Source organism: Microbispora sp. H13382 (assembly GCF_014161445.1).
Classification (GTDB): Bacteria; Actinomycetota; Actinomycetes; order Streptosporangiales; family Streptosporangiaceae; genus Microbispora.
In genome coordinates, this window is the sequence record NZ_JABBXA010000027.1 from 16585 (window position 1) to 35942 (window position 19358).

Sequence of the window (19358 nt, forward strand, 5' to 3'; positions counted from 1 at the left end):
GACGACAGGTGACGATCGCCGGCGTGCCGGTGAATTCGTGAGGGTGGCGGTAATCGCCGATCAAGGGGACTGCAAGGGGTCCGTCTCAGACTGCGTCTGTCCCACCGCAGACGAAAGGACCCCTTTCATGGACATCCCTCGCGCCTCGGCCCGCGTCACGCTCGCCGTCGCCATCTCGGTCGTGACCGTCCCGGTGGCCGGCTTCACGATCGGGGCTGGCACCGTGCAGGCGGCCCCAGTGCAGTGGCGGGTCGTCAAGGGTGCGGCCCTCGGGCCGGACGGCAGTGCCCTGATGGACGTGACGGCGGCCGGCCCGCGGGACGCGTGGGCCGTCGGGTACGGCTGCGGGCGGGAGAAGGCCGTGAGCTGCCCCGCCATCGCACGGTGGAACGGCACCCAGTGGAAGAGCGCGACCATGCCCGCCTACCGGCTGCCGACGGGGTACGACTCGGATCTCCACCATTTCAACGCCGTCAGCGCGGCTTCCGCCCACGACGTCTGGGTGGTCGGCAACGGACTGGGCGTACGGGTCGGGCACTGGAACGGCAGGAGCTGGAGCATGTACCGGCCGTTCGGGAAGGCCGGGAGTACCAGCCTGTCCGACGTCGGGATCGGCCGGGGGCGGGTGTGGTTCACCGGAAGTCTCAGCGAGACCGGTGACCGTGCGGTCGTCCTGAGCTGGAGCAGCAGCGCCGGGTTCACCAGGGAGTACACCCACAAGGGCTCGCTCGCCGCGCTGTCGGCCCGTCCCGGGACGGGTGAGATCTGGGCGGTGGGCTCGCAGAAGACCGGACCGCTGGTCGTGCGGGGGACCGAGCGGGGCGGCCGGGTCCGCTGGGAGGAGAGCCGGACCCCGGCGATTCCCGAGGGGAAGCTCAACCAGGTGCGGGCGATCGGCGCCGACGACGTCTGGGCGGTCGGTCAGATCGGCAACCCCTACGACTGGAGTGACTTCAAGCCGCTCGCGCTGCACTTCGACGGCAAGTCGTGGAGCCAGGTGCCCCTCCCGGTGTCGAAGGGCCGCATCACCGGCCTCACCGCCGACGCCTCCGGAAACATCTGGGCGAGCGGCGTCGACCCCTCCCACCCGAAGCAGGTCCTCTTCATGCGGTATATGCAGGGCGCCTGGACCACGTCGTACGGCCCCAAGCTGGGGCTTCCGGTGCGGCACGCGACGATCGGCGCGATCCCCGGTTCGAGCGGCATGTGGGCGGTCGGCCGAATGATGGGCGACAGCGAGGACTCGGAAAAGGACTTCATCCTCCGGTACGGCTGAGCCGCCCCGCGGGTCCCGATCAAGGCCGGTAAATCTCCTGCGGTCGATCCCCGAGAGACTGTCGAGAACCGGGCGGCGTGCTTCGTCGAGGGCGTCATGAACTCTCGGCACCTGGGGGACTCCGGGGGCCATGCGGCTACACCCGCAACCGCTGTGAGCTGCTGCGGAGCACTCTCCGATCTCTGCTGTGCACACCGGAAAGCATCCGGATACATAGGCGGCAGTATCACGCGAAGTATCAGGTGCGGCCCCGGATTCCGCTCCTCGTTGCCCCGAGCGGACGCGATCAACCGCCTCAAAAGAAATGGGACTATTGGTACGGCGAGCCGTCCGCGCGGACGCCTCCGCCGCGCTTCCGAGAACTGAGAGTAGATCCCCCAGTATGCCCCTGTCTGTAAGTGTCGTCCGGAACCTGATCTGGTTCCAGGCGACACTCGCCCTGATCAGCGTCGTTCTGCTCATCCTGGGGCTGGTTCTCGACCCGAACGACTTCCTTGAGGACCTGCTCTACGCCCTCGTCTACCTCCCGCCACTCGCTGCCGGCTGGTTGGCGAATCAGTGGCACACCCGACGCCCGCGGGTCCGTCTCGCCACCATCGCCGTCCAGCTCGCCATCCCCTTGCTCGACTTCATCCACTTTCTGATTGAGGACACCCTTGACTGGGTCCTCACCGCACCCTGGTCAGCGCTCATCGTGACTCTGCTCCTGCTTCCTCCGGCGAGAACCTGGTTCGCCCCTACGCTCCAGACCCCATGGAGCCCGTCGCAGCCGGCACCGCCCGCCGCCACCTGACAGTCCTCGACCGCTAGCAGCTTCACCCCCGAAAGCGCCGCCCTACGCCCCTGGGCCATGCGGAACCTCGGAGATCACCGGCGCCCCTCGCTCGGACGCAGGAGCAGGCCAGGCAACGAGTGGGTGAGCGGTCTGCGGAAGGCGGAAAGTACCCTCGCCTCGTACAAGAAGAACATCCGGCTGCACCTCAAGCCGTACATCGGCAGCATCCCTCTGGCTTCCCTCACCTCCGATCACGGCGCTGTATGTGATGTCGGAGAAGAAGGCATGCGTAACGGCAAGGGAGAGCTGATCGGCGAGGGTCTGTCCGCGCGTCCGGTCCGTTACACCCCCACCATCCTGCGGTCGGCGCTTCAGGCCGCCGTGGATGCCGAGCCTGCCCTTCTCGCCAAGAACCCCGCTGACAAGGCACACCCTGAGCGGTTCAGCCGCGCTCTGGGTGAACGGCGTCGCCACCCCCGAGACCGTCGACGCCGCCTGGCGCATCGCCCCGATGCCCCCGTTCGGTCCCTTCCAGACCCTCGACGTCATCGGCCTGAAGACCGCCTACCACGTCGCCGCCGGCACGCCGGACCCGAACGTCCAGGCGTTCGCCGCCGCGCTCAAGGAGCAGTACATCGACAAGGGCAAGCTCGGCACCACGACCGGGGAGGGCTTCTACACCTACTGAGCCCGGCCGACATCCGGCCGTCTCCGGGCCTGCCATGGACGACGGTGCGTCAAGGGACCGCGTACGGGAAACGCGAGGCACCGCATCCACGGCGAAGGCGGGGAGACCGCGAGGTCGTCACCTCACGAGAAGCGCATCTCCGCCAGGCCCTTCTCCAGCGTCACGTCAGGCGAGTAGCCCAGCTCCTTCCTCGCGGTGGTGATGTCGTAGGAACGGTCACGCCCGGTGAAGCTCACGAGCCAGTTCGTCAGCGGCGGCGCCGACTTCCGGCGAAGCAGGCGTGCCGTGCGGTCCATCATCGCCGCCAAGGGCGCCGCCATCGCCAGGGGGACGCTGCGGCTCTTGGACAGATCCACGCCGCGGGTCGCCAGCAGGGGAGTGAGGAAGTCCCGGATGGGCATCGGCGTGCCGTCCGTCACGTAGTAGACCCCCTTGTGGCGGCCCCGCGTGAGCGCGAGGATCGCGGCACCGGCCAGGTTCTCGACGTGCACGAAGTCGACGACGTGCTTGCCGTTGTCGATCCAGGCGAACCGTCCGGCCTCGGCGACCTCGACCATCTCGTTGATCGTCGTCATGCCGCGGCCCCAGATGAACGGCGGGCGCAGCACCACCAGCTCGGTTTTCCCGCTGCGGGCGTTCAGGAGTGCGCGCTCGGTGGCCAGCTTGACGCGGCTGTAGGCGATGTTCGGCCGGCCTTCCGGTGTCGACTCGTCGACGACGGGGCGGCGTTGGCTGCCCGTGGAGACGGACGCGGCGCTGATGAGCACGAAGCGTCGCACCCCGGCCGCGACGCTCGCGGCGTGCAGGGCGACCGTCGGCACGTGATTGGCCTGTTCGAAGAGCGAGTCGGGCCCCCAGAACTCCATCTGGGCCGCGACGTGCACGACCGCGTCGACCTCGCGCAGCTTGGCGAGCCACGTCGGCGCGGGGGAGCCGGCCCGGCTGAGCTCGGCGAGATCGCCGGGGACGGGATCGGCTCCGGCGGCGCGTACCCGCTGGATGCTCGAGCCCGATCTGGCCAGTGCCATGACCTCATGTCCTTCGGCGACGAGGCGATGGACGAGGGTTCCGCCGACGAATCCGCTGCCGCCGGTGATGAAGATCTTCATTCTTCGACTCCTGGTGATTGAGAACGCACTCTTCGTGCAAGCCCGGTTTCCGCTGTCGCTCGGCACGCAACCGGCCGCTCCGCGTACATGCATTGATATCAAATGGTTTGATACCAATGCATCGACGTGAATGTAACATCCCGTACGATGGGTGCGTCAAGTGGGAGGTGGGCGATGCCACACGCGAACCAGGGCCTGACCGCGGCACAGGTCGCCGACGAGTTCAGCCGTACGGCGAAGGTTCTCGTACGTCACTTCAACGAGCGTCTGGGCGAGCACGGGGTGTCGACGCCGCGGTCCCGATTGGTGGTGGAGGTGGCGCGTTCGCAGCCTGTCCGGCTGACCGAACTCGCTCTCGCGGTCGGCATCGCCCAGGGGACCGCCTCCACCCTGGTCGACGCGCTCGTCCGCGACGGCCTGCTCGAACGCCAGGCCAGTGCGGACGACCGCCGGTCCGTACTCCTCCGAGTAACGGAGCAAGGGGCCGCCCTGGCCCAGGACTGGACGACCAGCTATGAACTGGCGGCCGAAGAGCTGTTCAGACCCCTCACTCCCGAGCAATTGTCGACGCTGGTCGACATCCTGCGGATTCTCGGCGCCGATGAGGCGCCGGCCGCCGGCGACTGAAGAAGGCCGGCACATGGATTGCCGGAGCGTCGCCCGCCACTGATGACCTGCGATCGGGAACCCGCAGGTTGTCCACGGCCTCCCTTGAAGCGGACGCGGGTCGCGAAGGACTATTCGCCGCTGGGTCGGCCTGATCGGGAAACGGGGCGGCAGGATCCGGGACGGGACGTCGACGTCGAGTTGCCGGACTTCCCGGCCGAGCTGTCGCCGGAGGTGGGAAGGGCGCTGCTTCGGCTCGTGCTGGAGATGAGCCGCCCGCCGTGCGACGACCGTATGCCGCTCCGGTCGTCCGGAGGATCTTCCGCTGCACCTTCCCCCGCGAGTACGCGATCGGCAACTAGCTGGAACACCTCCGCAACGCCTACCCGCGCGAGGACAGAGCCATCAGCGAGGCCCCGGTCGATCTCAAGACGCCGGTCTACCAGCGCCTCGGTCTGCGGCTGACCTATCACCCCGGAAAAGCGAAAGTGAGGGCCGAGATGATTCTCAGCCCTCACATGATGAGAGGTTTGTGTCCGAGGGGGGACTTGAACCCCCATGCCCATCACTGGGCACTAGCACCTCAAGCTAGCGCGTCTGCCTATTCCGCCACCCGGACGTGGTGCCTTACGCAGGATCGTCATCCCGCGTCGGCGGATACAGGTTAGCACTCTCTCCGCCCTGCTTCATACCGGGAATCCGCCCCGCGCGGCTCGCGGCGGCCCGGGGGTGCCCGGGGGTGCCCGGGGGTGAACGTCACGCCCGTACGGCGGCAGGATGGAGGCGCGAGCCGTACGACGTGAAAGGGCGGGCCGGACCTCGGACGGATCCGCCGGCAGGAGGAGGCGCAATGACCCCACGCTACGGGGAGGACGAGGTCGTCGAGCTGTGCCGCGACCTGATCCGCATCGACTCGGTCAACGCGGGGGACAACGCGGGGCCCGGGGAACGTGAGGCCGCGGAGTACGTGGCCGGAAAGCTGTCGGAGGTCGGCCTGGAGCCACGGATCCTCGAGTCCGACCCCGGGCGGGCGAACGTGGTCGCCCGTGTCGAGGGCGCCGACCCGAGCAGGGACGCCCTGGTCCTCCACGGCCATCTGGACGTCGTGCCGTTCGACGCCGCCGACTGGACCCATCACCCGCTGAGCGGCGAGATCGCCGACGGGTGTGTCTGGGGCCGCGGTGCGGTCGACATGAAGGACATGGACGCGATGATCCTCGCCGTCGTGCGGCGGCGGCTGAGCGAGGGGCGCAGGCCGCCCAGGGACGTCGTGCTCGTCTTCACCGCGGACGAGGAGGCCGGCGGGCACTACGGCGCCCAGTGGCTGGCCGAGCGGCACCCGGAGGTCTTCGAGGGCTGCACCGAGGCCGTCGGCGAGGTCGGCGGCTTCAGTGTGACCACCGAGAAGGGCCGGCTGTACCTGATCGAGGCGGCGGAGAAGGGCATCGCCTGGATGCGCCTGACCGCCAAGGGCAGGGCCGGGCACGGCTCGATGCTCAACGACGACAACGCCGTGACCGAACTCGCCGAGGCGGTCGGCAGGATCGGCCGCCACAAGTGGCCGGTGAGGCTCACACCCACCGTGCAGGCGTTCTTCGAGGAGGTCTTCGGCACGGAGGTCAAGGCGGAGGACGCGGAGGCGGCGGTGGCCACCCTCGGGCCGCTTGCCCGGATGATCGGCGCGACTCTCCGCAACACGACCAACCCGACCATGCTCCAGTCGGGGTACAAGGCGAACGTCATCCCCCAGATCGCGAGCGCGCACGTGGACGGCAGGTTCCTGCCGGGCTACGAGGACGAGTTCTTCCAGACCGTGGACGAGCTGCTCGGGCCGAACGTGACCCGGGAGTTCGTCTATCACGACGTGGCGGTCGAGACCCCCTTCAAGGGCCCGCTGGTGAAGGCGATGGCGGACGCGCTGCACGAGGAGGACCCGGGCTCGCGGGCCGTTCCGTACACGCTGAGCGGCGGCACCGACCTCAAGGCGTTCAGCCGTCTCGGCATCAGCGGGTACGGCTTCGCGCCGCTGCGGCTTCCCGAAGACTTGGACTTCTCCGGGATGTTCCATGGCGTCGACGAGCGGGTTCCGGTCGATTCGCTCCGCTTTGGCGTCCGGGTCCTTGACCGTTTCCTCGAATACTGCTGAGAAAGCTCTTGCGATCACGTGCCGTGCCGCTACAGTAACTCTCCGTTGGGGGTTGGATCCGCTCCGGGTTGACCCGGCGGACTGTTCGACTCAGCGGTATGGGGAGGTCGCGTGACGCGCACGTCGCAGGAGCAGTGGGGGGCCGACAGGCCCGCCGCCGCTCCCGGCGTGCGCGTCACGTCTCCCGGCTCCGTCGAGCGGGGCCGGATGGCGCGGTTCGCGGCCGGCTCCCGTCTGGGCCGCCTGTTGGTCATCGGCGGGCTGATCGCCGCCGGATGGCTGCTCGGCGTGATCTTCGGCGTCTTCGGCACGGCGACGTCCGTGGCCGGGGCCGCACCCTCACATGATGTCGCCGGGTCGGTTCTTCCCGACCGTCTCACAGGTCCGGACCTCGGCCTGACGTCCTCACCGGGCGCGGCCGGGTCCCACGGGAAGAGCACCGACGGTTTCCCCACGGCGACGGACGACGTCTCGGTGAACGCCGAGGCGATGGCGGGGCGCACGGTCGACGGGCTCACGAGCCAGTCGAAGCCTCTGCTCCCGCCGCCCTCCACCGCGGACCACGCGCCCGCAGACCAGGGTCTGGTCCCGCAGTCGAGCGGTGGAAACATCCTGTTCGGGGATGTCGCGCGGGATGTGTTCGAACCGCGCTTCACCAAGCTGCCCGCCCCACTGGCGGCGGTTGTTCCCCCGGTGGTCCGCACAGCGGCGGACGACCCGTCTTTCTCTCCTGACTGATCCCGCCTTCGTGCCGGTCCCCGTCGTACGGCGACCGGTGCCACCGCCTGCCCTCGCTCGTGGTGCCCGGGCGGCAGGCTCCCGCGGGTGACGCGGAATCTTCCATCCTCGTGACCGTCCACGGCTCCGCTGTGCTCATACAGCCTGGACATGCGTCGCGAGCTGTCAGGTAACCCCCTAGAAGAACCACTAGGAGCATTCATCATGCGAACGTGGGCGAAGGGCTCGGCTTCCGCGGCGTTTCTGGCCGCCGGCGTCATGGCCCTTGGCAGCGGTACGGCTTTCGCCGACACCGACGGCAGCCATTCCGTACTCGGCGGCAACCAGGTCGACATCCCGGTGACCCTGCCGATCGACATCAGCGGCAACGCGGTGGCGGTCGTCGGCGAGTCCCGGGCCTCCTCCCTGGGCGGCGCGGCCGTGCAGGGCGCGGGCGTGGGCGCCGGGCAGAACAAGACCTCCGGAGCGGGCAGCATCCTCGGCGGCAACCAGGTGGTCGCGCCGATCAACGCCCCGGTCAACGCCTGCGGCAACGCGGTGTCGGTCATCGGGCGGTCCGACGCGAGCTGCCGCGGCGGCGCGGCGGTCAAGGGCTCGGGACAGCGATCGAGCGCGGGCGGCAACCGCACCAGCGGCGTGCACAGTATCGGGGGCGGCAACCAGGTGGTCGCGCCGGTCACCGCGCCGATCAACCTGTGCGGCAACTCGATCGCCGTGTTCGGCGACGCCACCGCCGGGTGCCGTGGCGGTGCCTTCGTCGGCGGCGGCCGTGACGGCGTCCGCGCCGGCGGCAACCGCACCAGCGGCCGCGGCTCGATCCTGGGCGGCAACCAGGTGGTCGTCCCGATCACCGCGCCGATCAACGTCTGCGGCAACTCCGTCGCGGTCATCGGCGAGGCGTTCTCGGGCTGCCACGGCGGCTCGTCCGTGGGCGGCTCCGGTGGTCACGGTGGTCACGGTGGTCACGGCGGCCATGGGGGTCACGGCGGCCACGGCGGCCACGGCGGGTACGGCGGTCACCACGGAGGCGGTCACACGCACCGCCCCGGCTCGACAGGACACGACAACGACGGCCGCTTCTCGGTGGGCAGCGGCACGCAGGTGGTCGCGCCGATCGTCACGCCGGCCGACGTCTGCGGCAACGGCTCGGGCAACTGCCAGGGCGGTTCCAAGCCCGGTCACGGCGGCAAGGGCGGCTACGGCGGCCACGGTGGCCATGGTGGCCACGGTCACGGCGGCTGGTCCGGCGGCGGAGCGGGCGGCAACCGCACCAGCGGCGTGCACAGCGTCGGCGGCGGCAACCAGGTGGTCGCGCCGATCACCGTGCCGGTCAACGTCTGCGGCAACGCCGTCGCGATCGTCGGCGACGCCTTCGCGGGCTGCCGCGGCGGCGCGACGGTGGTCGGCGGCTGGAACAAGCACGGCGGCCGGGGTGCCGGCGGCAACGTCACGTCCGGTCGTGGCTCGATTCTCGGGGGCAACCAGATCGTCGCCCCGATCACGGCCCCCGTCAACGTCTGCGGCAACGCGGTGTCGGTCATCGGCCGGTCCCAGGCGGGCTGCCGGGGCGGCGCCTCGGTTCTCGGCGGCGGGGTCGGCGCGGGCGGCAACATCACCTCGGGCAGGCACGGGATCCTCGCGGGCAACCAGATCGTCGCCCCGATCACCGCGCCGATCAACGTCTGCGGCAACTCGGTCGCCGTGCTCGGCGACGCCGCCGCGGGGTGCCTGGGCGGTGCCCAGGTGGGCGGCGGCTGGAAGCACCACGGCTACTGGGCCCACCCGCAGCACAAGGCCGCCCGCGGCGCGGTCATGCCCGCCATGCCGGGTGCGTCGGTGCTGTCCGGCAAGCACACGGTGCAGCCGATGAGCGCCGCCGCCGCTCCCTCCGCTCCGGTCATCGGCGACCTGCCGAACATGCTCGGCCTGCCGGAGACGCCGAGCCTGCCCGGCGCCCCCGCGGAGAAGGGGAACAAGGCCGGCAGCACCCCGGCGGCCGTCTCCAAGGCCGGCGGCGTGCTCGGCGACGCGACCCGTACGCTGCCCGCCCAGCAGACGCTGGAGGACGCGACCGCCTCGCTGCCCGTCGCCGACACGGCGCGCAGCCTCCCGACCGGCGACCTGAGCAAGAGCACCGACGTGCTGCCGCTGGGCAAGCTGAGCGGCCTCAAGCTGATGAGCGCCGAGCAGCCCGTCGGCCTGACCGGGATGAACCCGGCCTCGTTCCTCGCCCTGGCCCTCGGCGCCATGTTCGCCGCTTCGGCGAGCCTGTTCGCCGTCACCCGCCGCTTCCGGTTCGGCCGCAAGTAGCCGTACGGCCGCGCGTGTCAGCGCGGGAACATCTCCGGCGGCGACGGCCGCACGGATGTGATCCGGCGGCGCGCTGCTGACGGAGGCGAGGGATATCACTCGCCCGCGCCAGGCGCGGCGGCGGCGAACCGGCCGTCGCGGTGTCGCCCGGCGCGGGCGACCAGGACGCTTCACCACCGCCAGTGGATGGAGGCACCAACGCTTTGCCCGTTCCGGGGGCGCGGCCCGGGGCGGGCAAAGCTCATTTGCCGAGTAGTCTTCGAAAGACGGGTCGGCGCACGAGCAATTCGCGCGCCGGCGGACCGGGAACGGGCAAAGCCCTTTTGACCGTGCGCGTCCGCGTCCCGGCGGCTCACATGGTCCTGGCGGCCCGTATGATCTTCCGACGCAGCCGGACGCGCCTGCTGCCGTCGGGATAAAGGCGTAGCCGCTCCAGTTCCCAGTCCCCGTGCTCGGCATGCTCGGTGAGCATCTGCCTCGCCACCTCACGAGGGGTGTCCCGAGGGAGATACAGGTCCAGGTAGGAGTAGTCGAGCACAGCCATTGGTCTCCGGGGCGTGCTAGGGAACTCGTTGGGCTCTATTCTGCGTCTCCGTGGATAACAGCGCCAGGCGGGTTACATTCCCGGACATAACCGGGTAGCCCGAGGGGGAGGAACGTGCGGCGGCAGGTACCTTCAAAGCGGCGCCTCCTCGGCGCCCCAAGGGGGTAATCGCCTCCGGCCCGGACGACGAGGGTGTCATGAGCCGGGACCACGAAGCCCGGCAGCACGGGGAATGACAGCGGACAGCGAGGTAGGAAGCAGCGTGCCAGCCAACAACGGCAACGCCGGCGGAACCCGCCTGGTGATCGTGGAATCGCCCGCGAAGGCGAAGACGATCGCCGGGTACCTCGGGCGCGGCTACATCGTCGAATCGAGCATCGGCCACATCCGGGATCTGCCGGAAAAGGCGGATGACATCCCGGAGAAGTACAAGAGCGAGGGCTGGGCCCGCCTCGGGGTGAACGTCGACCACGAGTTCGAGCCGCTCTATGTCGTGAACCCGGACAAGAAGTCGCAGGTGTCCAAGCTCAAGCAGCTTCTCAAGGAAGCCGACGAGCTCTACCTCGCCACCGACGAGGACCGGGAGGGCGAGGCCATCGCCTGGCACCTGCGCGAGGTGCTCAAGCCCAAGATCCCCGTGCACCGCATGGTGTTCCACGAGATCACCCCGCACGCGATCAGGGACGCCGTCTCCAACCCCCGCGACCTCAACCTCCGCCTGGTCGACGCCCAGGAGACCCGGCGCATCCTCGACCGTCTGTACGGCTACGAGGTCAGCCCGGTCCTGTGGAAGAAGGTCAAGCCGCGGCTTTCCGCCGGCCGTGTCCAGTCGGTCGCGACCCGGCTGGTCGTGGAGCGCGAGCGGGAGCGGCTGGCGTTCACCGCCGCCAACTACTGGGACCTGCAGGCGCTGTTCGACACCGGCCGCGCCGGCGACGACCCCCGGACGTTCTCCGCCACCCTCACCGGTGTGGACGGCAGGCGCGTGGCCCAGGGCCGCGACTTCGCCTCCACCGGCAGGCTGAAGGGCTCCGACGTCCTCCACCTCGACGAGGCCGCCGCGAGGGCCCTCGCCGCCCGCCTCGATGGCGTTTCCTACGCGGTGCGCTCGGTCGAGCGCAAGCCGTACACGCGCAAGCCGTACGCGCCGTTCCGGACGACCACCCTGCAGCAGGAGGCGAGCCGGAAGCTGGGCTTCTCCGCCAAGTACACGATGCAGGTGGCCCAGCGGCTGTACGAGAACGGCTACATCACCTACATGCGTACCGACAGCATCACGCTGTCGGAGACCGCCGTCGCCGCCGCCCGCAGCCAGGCGATCAAGCTGTACGGCTCGGCGTACGTGCCGGACAAGCCGCGCGTCTACACCAGCAAGGTGAAGAACGCCCAGGAGGCGCACGAGGCGATCCGGCCGTCCGGCGAGGAGTTCCGCACGCCGGGCGAGACCGGCCTGTCCGGGGACATGTTCCGGCTGTACGAGCTGATCTGGCAGCGTACGGTCGCCTCCCAGATGAAGGACGCCGTCGGCGAGTCGGTGTCGGTCAAGGTCGCGGGCACGTCCAGCGCGAACGAGAACGTGGAGTTCAGCGCCACCGGACGGACGATCACCTTCCACGGCTTCCTCAAGGCGTACGTCGAGGGCGCGGACGACCCCTTGACCGACCGGGACGACTCGGAGAAGCGCCTGCCCACGCTGGCCGAGGGCGACCGGCTCACGGCGGCCGAGCTGACCGCGCTGGGGCACTCGACCAAGCCGCCCGCGCGCTACACCGAGGCGTCGCTGGTCAAGGAGCTGGAGGACCGCGAGATCGGGCGGCCTTCGACGTACGCGTCGATCATCGGAACGATCCTCGACCGGGGCTACGTGTTCAAGAAGGGCACCGCCCTGGTGCCGTCGTTCCTCGCGTTCGCCGTGGTCAACCTGCTCGAACAGCACTTCGGCAACCTGGTCGACTACGACTTCACCGCCGATATGGAGAAGGTCCTCGACGACATCGCCAACGACCGCGCCGAGCGGGTGCCCGAGCTGCGCAGGTTCTACTTCGGCGGCGAGGACGGCGACGAGGGCCTGAAGGAGATGGTCACCGACCTCGGGGAGATCGACGCCAAGGAGATCAGCTCGTTCCCGATCAAGGGGACGGACATCGTGATCAGGGTCGGCCGCTACGGGCCGTACCTCGACCGCGACGGCGCCCGGGTGAACATCCCCGAGGACATGGCGCCCGACGAGCTGACCGCCGAGAAGGCCGAGGAGCTGTTCTCGCGCCCGAGCGGCGACCGCGAGCTGGGCGTCGACCCGGCGACCGGCCGGACGATCGTGGCCAAGGACGGCCGTTTCGGCCCGTACGTCACCGAGGTCCTGCCCGAGGAGCCCGCGCCCGCGGAGGGCAAGAAGCGGACGAAGAAGGCGGACGTTCCCAAGCCGCGGACCAGCTCGCTGTTCAAGACGATGTCGCTGGACACGATCACGCTGGACCAGGCGCTCAAGCTGCTCCAGCTGCCCAGGGTCGTCGGCGAGATCGACGGCGAGGAGGTCACCGCGCAGAACGGCCGGTTCGGGCCCTACATCAAGAAGGGGACCGACTCGCGCTCGCTCGCCTCGGAGGAGGACCTGCTCACGGTCACGATCGAGCAGGCCAAGGAGCTGTTCGCGCAGCCGAAGGCGCGCGGACGCGGCCGTGCCGCCGCGGCTCCGCCGCTGCGCGAGCTGGGCGAGGACCCGAACTCCAAGAAGCCGGTCGTGGTGAAGGAGGGCCGCTTCGGCCCGTACGTCACCGACGGCGAGACCAACGCGTCCCTGCGCAAGGGCGACACGGTCGAGGACATCACGCTGGAGCGGGCGGCGGAGCTGCTGGCCGAGCGGCGGGAGCGGGCCCCCGCCGCCAAGCGCACGACCCGCACCAGGACGGCCGCCGCGAAGAAGCCCGCCACGAAGTCGTGATCCACGGCCCCGGGTGGCGGCCGACGGCCGCCACCCGGGCGCTGTCCGTGCTTGCGCAGGTCAGGCTGTAGTGCAGGTCGTGCCGTTGAGCGTGAAAGCGCTCGGCGGGGCGGAGACGCCGGTGTGGGAGGCGTTGAAGCCGATGCGCGCGGACGCGCCGGGTGCGAGGGTGGCGTTCCAGGGCAGGTTGGTGGCGGTGACCGTGTTCCCCGGCGCCTGACTCCAGTCGGCCGACCAGCCCTGGACGATGCGCTCGCCCGCGGACGGGAAGGCGAACCGCAGCGTCCAGCCCGAAATCGGCGTGGTGCCCGTGTTCTTGATCACCAGGTCGGCCGTGAGGCCCGTGCTCCACGCCGACTGGCTGTAGTCGACCTCGCAGGTGGCAGCGGGAGTCACCGAGGGGCTCACCGAGGGGCTCGGCGACGGGCTGTACGTGGGGAACCCCTGCTGGGCCACAGTGGTGATCGGGTCGGACGGCAGGCTGAGGTTGCCGGCCGCGTCCCTGGCGACCACCACGTAGGTGTACTTGTGGCCCGTCACCAGGTTGCCCTCCGTGAAGTAGGGGGAGGACGTGGCGCCGGCCCGCACCCATCCGGTCGCGGTCAGCCGGAAGACGACGTAACCGGTGACGCCGACGTTGTCGGTCGACGCCGACCAGCAGAACCCCGTGCCGGGGAAGTCGTACACGCAGCCGTCGTGCAGCCCGGCGGGTTTGCTGGGCGAGGTGGTGTCTCCGGTGACCGGGCTCGGGCTGACCACCACGCCGGTCACCGCCTGCGCATTGATCAGCGCCGTCGGCGGGCTGGTGTGGCCGTCGGCGTCCTTGGCCACGATGTAGAAGGTGTAGGTCCGGCCGTACGCCAGGCCGCCCATCATGACGGTGGTGCCGGTGGTCGACGTCGTCTTGACGAAGCCGTCGGCCGTGAGCCGGTAGACCTCGTAGCCGGTGACGCCGACGTCGTCGGTGGACGCGCTCCAGCACAGGCCGACGTATCCCTCGGTGGTGCCGGCCGGCACCGGCGGCGGGCACAGCCGCACGTTCGGCGGCGTGGTCGGCACAGCCGGATCGCTGTTCGGCGACGGGCTCACGCTGGTCCGCGGGGTGGGGGAGGGCGTGGCGTCCACCGCCGCGGCGGGCGTGCCGTGGAGCGCGATCGCCGCGACGGCCACCCCTCCTGCGGCCATCCATGCCAAATGCCGGGGGCTTCTCATGTGTCACCTCGTGTCGTCCGCCCCCGGAGATCTGCCGGAGGCATCGTCTCCAGGACGCTTCCAGCCGCGATCGTCCGCCCGTTCTCCGCGGTGGGCAAAGATCAACGGTGGTGGTACGGCATGAGGCCGACTCGACGGTGAAAATTTCAGCGGGCGCCGATTCTCGCCGTCGCACGCGGGAACGCGGCTGCCGGTATGAGCTCGTAGCATCGTCGTCAGCCGGCCCTTGATCGCCAGCCGGTCGAGGGGAGTTCTCGTGGGGTTCGTGGGCGTGATCCTTACGGCCGTGGTCGTCGTGCACCTCTATCTGTGGCGGCGGCTGGTCAGGGCGTCGACGACGCCGGGATCGCGTTCGCGGCGGGTGCTGACGTGGGTGCTCGTGGCCCTGGCGGCCCTGATGGTGGTGACCTTCGGGGGGAGCCGGCTCGGCATCGGCATGGAGGTCGAGCGCGTCGTGGCCTGGCCCGGCTACCTGTGGCTGGCCACGATGTTCTACCTGTTCGTGTTCGGGCTGGTCATGGAGGTGCCCCGGGCGGTCGCGGCGTTCCTCGTGTCCAGGCGCCGCCGTACGACGGTCGTGGCCGCGGGCGGGCGGGCCGAGGGGGAGGCGGCGCCGGTGGACGAGGTGGTCCTCGCGGGTGCGGCGGCCGGGGGAGGCTCCCCCGCGCACGGCACGGCCACGACCGGCGGGCACGCGGCGGAAGGGGCCGGCGCGGGCGTGCCGGAGATCGACCGGCGGCTGTTCATCTCCCGTACGGCCTCCGCGGTCGTGGCCGCGGGTGCGGTCGCGACCGTGGGCTACGGCGTGAGCCGCGCCCTCGGCGACCCGGTGATCGAGCGGGTGCCGGTGCGCCTGCCCCGGCTCGACCCCCGGATGAGCGGCCTGCGCATCGCGGTCGTCAGCGACATCCACCTCGGCCCGCTGACCGGCCGGGGCCACACCGAGAGGATCGTCCGGATGATCAACGGTCTGGAGGCCGACGCCGTGGCGATCGTGGGCGACCTGGTGGACGGCACGGTCGCCGAGCTGGGCCGTCTCGCCACGCCCCTGAGGTCCCTCGAATCCCGTTATGGCGCGTATTTCGTGACCGGCAACCACGAGTACTACACCGCGGCGGGCCCCCAGGAATGGATCGAGGAGCTGCGTTCGCTGGGCGTCCGGCCACTGCGCAACGAGCGGGTCGAGATCCGTCACGCGGGAGCCGTGCTCGACCTGGCGGGGGTCAACGACCTGTACGGCGTGCCGTCGGGCGACGGCCCGGACTTCGACAGGGCCCTCGGGGGCCGCGACGCGAACCGGCCCGTCGTGCTCCTGGCCCACCAGCCCGTCCAGGTGACGCAGGCCGCGGCCCACGGCGTCGACCTCCAGCTGTCCGGGCACACCCACGGCGGTCAGATGGCGCCGTTCAACCTGCTGGTGACGCTGCAGCAGCCCATGGTGGCGGGGCTGGCGAGCGTGCCGCGCACGGGCGGCGGCGACACCCAGGTCTACGTCACGCGTGGCGCGGGCTTCTGGGGGCCGCCGGTACGGGTCGGCGCGCCGCCCGAGATCACCCTCGTCGAGCTGCGGGCCTGACCGCACCCCCGGAACGGGGGAATCGGGCAGAACATTGGCGCCATCTCGACAGCGAGGACGAGGCGGACGTAATACCCTCAGGCGACGAGCAGGCCCAAGTGGCCCGCTCGCCGTCTCCCAAGCCCAGCGAGCACCTGGATACGCTGACATCATGAGCATCCCTGGCCGTGCCGCCGCCGCGCGACGCAAGCAGCCGCACGTGCTGGCGAACGCGCCGTTCCGCAGGCTCTGGACGGCGATGGCGACGTGCAGCCTCGGTGACTGGCTCAACATCATCGCGCTGACCGCCCTGGCCGGTAACCTCACCGCCGAATCCGGCTTCCAGGCGCAGAGCCTCGCCATCGGCGGCGTCTTCGTCGCCAAGATGCTGCCCGCGATCCTGCTCGGCCCGCTCGCGGGAGCGGTGGCCGACCGGTTCGACCGCAGGCTGACGATGGTCGTCGCCGACCTCGCGAGGTTCGCGGTGGTGCTGTCGATCCCGCTGGTCGGCGTCTACCAGTGGGTGATCGTCGCGACGTTCCTGGTCGAGTGCGTGAACCTCTTCTGGGTGCCCGCCAAGGACGCCACCGTGCCCAACCTCGTGCCCAAGGAGCGACTCGAGGAGGCCAACCAGCTCAACCTTCTCGTCACGTACGGCACGGCCCCCGTGGCCGCGGCGCTGTTCGCGATCGTGTCGGCCGTGGTGACGACGATCTCGGCGGCCGTCCCGTCGTTCACCGTCGCGGCCACCAGCCTGGCGCTGTACGCCAACGCGCTGGCCTACCTGGCCTCCGCCGCGATGGTCTTCACGCTGCGGGCCATCCCGAAGAACCACGTCAGGCACGTGTCCGCGCCGTCCGTGCTCCGGCAGATCACCGAGGGCTGGCGGTTCGTCGGCGGCAACCGGATCGTGCGCGGCCTGATCATCGGCATGCTCGGCGCCTTCGCCGCCGGCGGCGCGGTCGTCGGAGTGGCCAAGGCGTACGTGCAGGCCATGGGCGGCGGCGACGCGGGGTACGGCGCGGTGTTCTGCGCCGTCTTCCTCGGCATGGCGTTCGGCATGTTCTTCGGCCTGCGGCTGCTGAAGGGGCTGTCCAGGCGGCGGCTGTTCGGGCTGTCGATCGTGCTCGCGGGGCTGACGCTGGCCGCCGTCTCGCTCATCCAGAACCTCGTGGTCGTCGTCGTGCTGACCGTGGTGCTGGGCGCCTGCGCCGGCATCGCCTGGATCATCGGTTACACGGTGATCGGCCTGGAGGTGGAGGACGGGCTGCGCGGCCGTACGTTCTCCTTCCTGCAGTCGCTGGCCCGGGTGGTGCTGCTACTGGTCGTGGCGCTGGCCTCCACCCTCGCGGCGTTGTTCGGCGCGCACGTCGTCCGGATCGCCGGGATCAGCTACCGCTTCGACGGCACCAACCTCGTGTTGCTCCTGGGGGCGCTGCTCGCGATCGCCGTCGGGGTGGTCGCGCTGCGGCACATGGACGACCGTCCCGAGGTCCCCATCGGGGTCGACCTGCTGAACGCCCTGCGCGGGCGGCGGTTCGTCCAGGCGGAGGAGCCGGACCCCGAGCGCGGGCTGTTCATCGCCTTCGAGGGCGGCGAGGGCTCGGGCAAGACCACCCAGTCGCGGCTGCTCGCGATCTGGCTGCGCGACCAGGGCTTCGACGTCGTGCAGACCCGCGAGCCGGGCTCGACCAAGGTCGGCATGCGGTTGCGGGCGATCCTGCTCGACGCCGCGCACCAGGGGCTGTCCCCGCGGGCCGAGGCGATGCTGTACGCCGCCGACCGGGCCGAGCACGTGGAGAAGGTGATCAGGCCCGCGCTGCGACGGGGCTCGACGGTGGTCTGCGACAGGTACGTCGACTCGTCGCTGGCCTACCAGGGCGCCGGACGGTCACTCGACCAGGAGGACGTCGCGAGGATCAACAGATGGGCGACCGGCGGCCTCGTCCCCGACCTGACCGTGCTCATCGACGTGCCGCCCGCGGTCGGGCTGCGGCGGATGGCCTCGCCGGCCGACCGCATCGAGGCCGAGCCGCTGGAGTTCCACGAGCGGGTGCGGCGGGAGTTCCGCGCGCTGGCGGCGGCCGACCCGGACCGCTACCTCGTGGTGGACGGCACGCTCGACCAGCGGGAGGTGACGCGCCTGATCCACGACCGGGTGCGGGAGATCCTGCCCGACCCGGTGCCGCAGGAGGCCGAGGAGGCCACCGGCACGATGCCCGCCATCCGCGACTTCGGGTAGCCGCGCATGACCGTTTTCGGGGATCTGATCGGGCAGGACCGGGCGATCGACGTCCTGGGGCGGGCCGCGTCGGCCGCCGCGGAGGTCGTCGCCGGGGGCCGCGGCGCGGGCATGACCCACGCCTGGCTGTTCACCGGGCCGCCGGGATCGGGGCGGTCCACGGCCGCCAAGGCGTTCGCGGCGTCGCTGCTCTGCACTCAGCAGGGCTGCGGCCACTGCGACGCCTGCCACCAGGTCGAGGTCGGCTCGCACCCGGACGTCACGTTCGTGCGGCCCGAGGGGCTGTCGTACAGCGTGCGGCAGACGCGCGAACTCGTGCTCAAGGCGGCGGGGGCGCCTACGCTCGGCCGGTGGCGGATCGTGCTGTTCGAGGACGCCGACCGGGTGACGGAGGCGGCGGCGAACGCGTTGCTGAAGGCCATCGAGGAGCCGCCGCCGCGGACCGTGTGGCTGCTGTGCGCACCGTCCCCGGACGACATGATCATCACGATCCGCTCGCGCTGCCGGGTCGTGACGCTGCGCACGCCCTCCACGGAGGCGGTCGCGAACGTGCTGGTGACCCGGGACGGAGTGCCTCACGAGGTGGCGCTCGACGCCGCGCGGGCGGCCCAGGGGGACATCGGCCGGGCGCGGCGGCTCGCGCTGGACGAGGAGGTGCGGCGCCGGCGCGACGACGTGCTGTCGATCCCCCGGTCGCTGGCCGGTGTGGCGGAGTGCATCACCGCCGCCGAGCGGCTGGTGAAGACCTCGACCGAGGACGCCGACGCGGCCACGACCGCGTTGAACGAGACCGAGACCGCCGAGCTGCGCAAGGTCTACGGTGAGGGCTCCTCGGGCAAGGGGCTCAACAAGGGCCTCGTGCGGGGCGGCGCGGGAGCGCTCAAGGAACTCGAGACCATGCAGAAGTCCCGGGCCACCCGCATCAAGCGCGACTCCCTCGACCTCGCGCTGCTCGAACTCGTGGCGTTCTACCGTGACGTGCTGGCCGTGCAGTTCGGGGCCCCGGTCGAGCTGGCGAACGAGGACCGCAGGCACGAGGTGGAGACCGTCGCCCGCGCGTCCAGTCCCGAGCAGACGCTCCGCCGTACGGACGCGATCATGAAGTGCAGAGAGCGGCTGGCGGCCAACGTGAACCCGCAGATCGCGGTCGAGGCCATGACCCTCGCCCTCCGCTCTCCCGCGTAGGACGCAAGCAACCCCGGCGGGCGTACGGCGT

Annotated in this window: 14 protein-coding genes, 1 tRNA gene and 1 pseudogene; 12 read left to right on the forward strand and 4 right to left on the reverse strand. The window is 70.6% G+C overall.

Going from position 1 to position 19358, the window contains the following annotated elements:
* The first annotated feature begins 127 nt into the window (after window positions 1-127).
* The 4 genes and pseudogenes from HHX41_RS35725 (at window position 128) to HHX41_RS35740 (ending at window position 2739) form a co-directional block, all read left to right on the forward strand.
* A complete protein-coding gene (locus tag HHX41_RS35725; protein ID WP_182909496.1) occupies window positions 128-1276 on the forward strand; it encodes a hypothetical protein in 1149 nt (382 codons plus the stop codon).
* Between the two features lie 382 nt (window positions 1277-1658).
* Window positions 1659-2069 (forward strand): hypothetical protein, encoded by a 411-nt coding sequence (locus tag HHX41_RS35730; protein WP_182909497.1) that lies wholly within the window; start codon window positions 1659-1661, stop codon window positions 2067-2069.
* Between the two features lie 57 nt (window positions 2070-2126).
* Window positions 2127-2294: pseudogene (locus HHX41_RS42505) on the forward strand (hypothetical protein); the annotation flags it as partial.
* 142 nt (window positions 2295-2436) lie between these two features.
* Entirely contained in the window at window positions 2437-2739 is a 303-nt protein-coding gene (locus tag HHX41_RS35740) for a 3-hydroxyacyl-CoA dehydrogenase family protein (RefSeq protein WP_182909498.1), read from the forward strand.
* A 122-nt stretch (window positions 2740-2861) separates the two neighbouring features.
* Here the strand turns inward: HHX41_RS35740 and HHX41_RS35745 are convergent, their stop codons facing one another.
* Window positions 2862-3848 (reverse strand): NAD(P)-dependent oxidoreductase, encoded by a 987-nt coding sequence (locus HHX41_RS35745; RefSeq protein ID WP_169983765.1) that lies wholly within the window; start codon window positions 3846-3848, stop codon window positions 2862-2864.
* A gap of 174 nt (window positions 3849-4022) precedes the next feature.
* Between HHX41_RS35745 and HHX41_RS35750 the strand changes: the two genes are divergently transcribed.
* Entirely contained in the window at window positions 4023-4475 is a 453-nt protein-coding gene (locus tag HHX41_RS35750; RefSeq protein ID WP_169983766.1) for a MarR family winged helix-turn-helix transcriptional regulator, read from the forward strand.
* Window positions 4476-4987: 512 nt separating this feature from the next.
* On the opposite strand, the gene HHX41_RS35755 is transcribed toward HHX41_RS35750, so the two are convergent.
* Window positions 4988-5073 (reverse strand) — tRNA-Leu (locus HHX41_RS35755).
* A 231-nt stretch (window positions 5074-5304) separates the two neighbouring features.
* Here HHX41_RS35755 and HHX41_RS35760 point away from each other — a divergent pair.
* The 3 genes from HHX41_RS35760 (at window position 5305) to HHX41_RS41365 (ending at window position 9648) form a co-directional block, all read left to right on the forward strand.
* Window positions 5305-6600, forward strand: a complete 1296-nt coding sequence (locus tag HHX41_RS35760; protein ID WP_169983767.1) for a M20/M25/M40 family metallo-hydrolase — start codon at window positions 5305-5307, stop codon at window positions 6598-6600.
* 111 nt (window positions 6601-6711) lie between these two features.
* Window positions 6712-7338 (forward strand): hypothetical protein, encoded by a 627-nt coding sequence (locus HHX41_RS35765; RefSeq protein ID WP_310742328.1) that lies wholly within the window; start codon window positions 6712-6714, stop codon window positions 7336-7338.
* 204 nt (window positions 7339-7542) lie between these two features.
* A complete protein-coding gene (locus HHX41_RS41365) occupies window positions 7543-9648 on the forward strand; it encodes a chaplin family protein (RefSeq protein ID WP_182909499.1) in 2106 nt (701 codons plus the stop codon).
* A gap of 352 nt (window positions 9649-10000) precedes the next feature.
* Here the strand turns inward: HHX41_RS41365 and HHX41_RS35775 are convergent, their stop codons facing one another.
* Window positions 10001-10186: a DUF5703 family protein gene (locus HHX41_RS35775; protein ID WP_142624889.1), complete on the reverse strand. Its 186-nt coding sequence runs from the start codon at window positions 10184-10186 to the stop codon at window positions 10001-10003.
* A 268-nt stretch (window positions 10187-10454) separates the two neighbouring features.
* Here HHX41_RS35775 and topA point away from each other — a divergent pair, with 268 nt between their 5' ends.
* Window positions 10455-13133, forward strand: coding sequence for a type I DNA topoisomerase (gene topA, locus HHX41_RS35780; protein WP_310742329.1), 2679 nt, complete (start codon window positions 10455-10457; stop codon window positions 13131-13133).
* A gap of 60 nt (window positions 13134-13193) precedes the next feature.
* On the opposite strand, the gene HHX41_RS35785 is transcribed toward topA, so the two are convergent.
* Complete coding sequence (locus HHX41_RS35785; RefSeq protein WP_169983770.1) at window positions 13194-14345, reverse strand: cellulose-binding domain-containing protein; 1152 nt, start codon at window positions 14343-14345, stop codon at window positions 13194-13196.
* Window positions 14346-14601: 256 nt separating this feature from the next.
* Here HHX41_RS35785 and HHX41_RS35790 point away from each other — a divergent pair, with 256 nt between their 5' ends.
* The 3 genes from HHX41_RS35790 to HHX41_RS35800 all read left to right on the forward strand — a co-directional run bounded on the left by HHX41_RS35790 (window position 14602) and on the right by HHX41_RS35800 (window position 19327).
* On the forward strand, window positions 14602-15921 hold the full coding sequence (locus tag HHX41_RS35790; RefSeq protein ID WP_310742330.1) for a metallophosphoesterase: 1320 nt from the start codon (window positions 14602-14604) through the stop codon (window positions 15919-15921).
* Between the two features lie 151 nt (window positions 15922-16072).
* On the forward strand, window positions 16073-18142 hold the full coding sequence (tmk, locus tag HHX41_RS35795; protein WP_182909501.1) for a dTMP kinase: 2070 nt from the start codon (window positions 16073-16075) through the stop codon (window positions 18140-18142).
* A gap of 6 nt (window positions 18143-18148) precedes the next feature.
* Complete coding sequence (locus HHX41_RS35800) at window positions 18149-19327, forward strand: DNA polymerase III subunit delta' (protein ID WP_182909502.1); 1179 nt, start codon at window positions 18149-18151, stop codon at window positions 19325-19327.
* Window positions 19328-19358 lie beyond the last annotated feature (31 nt).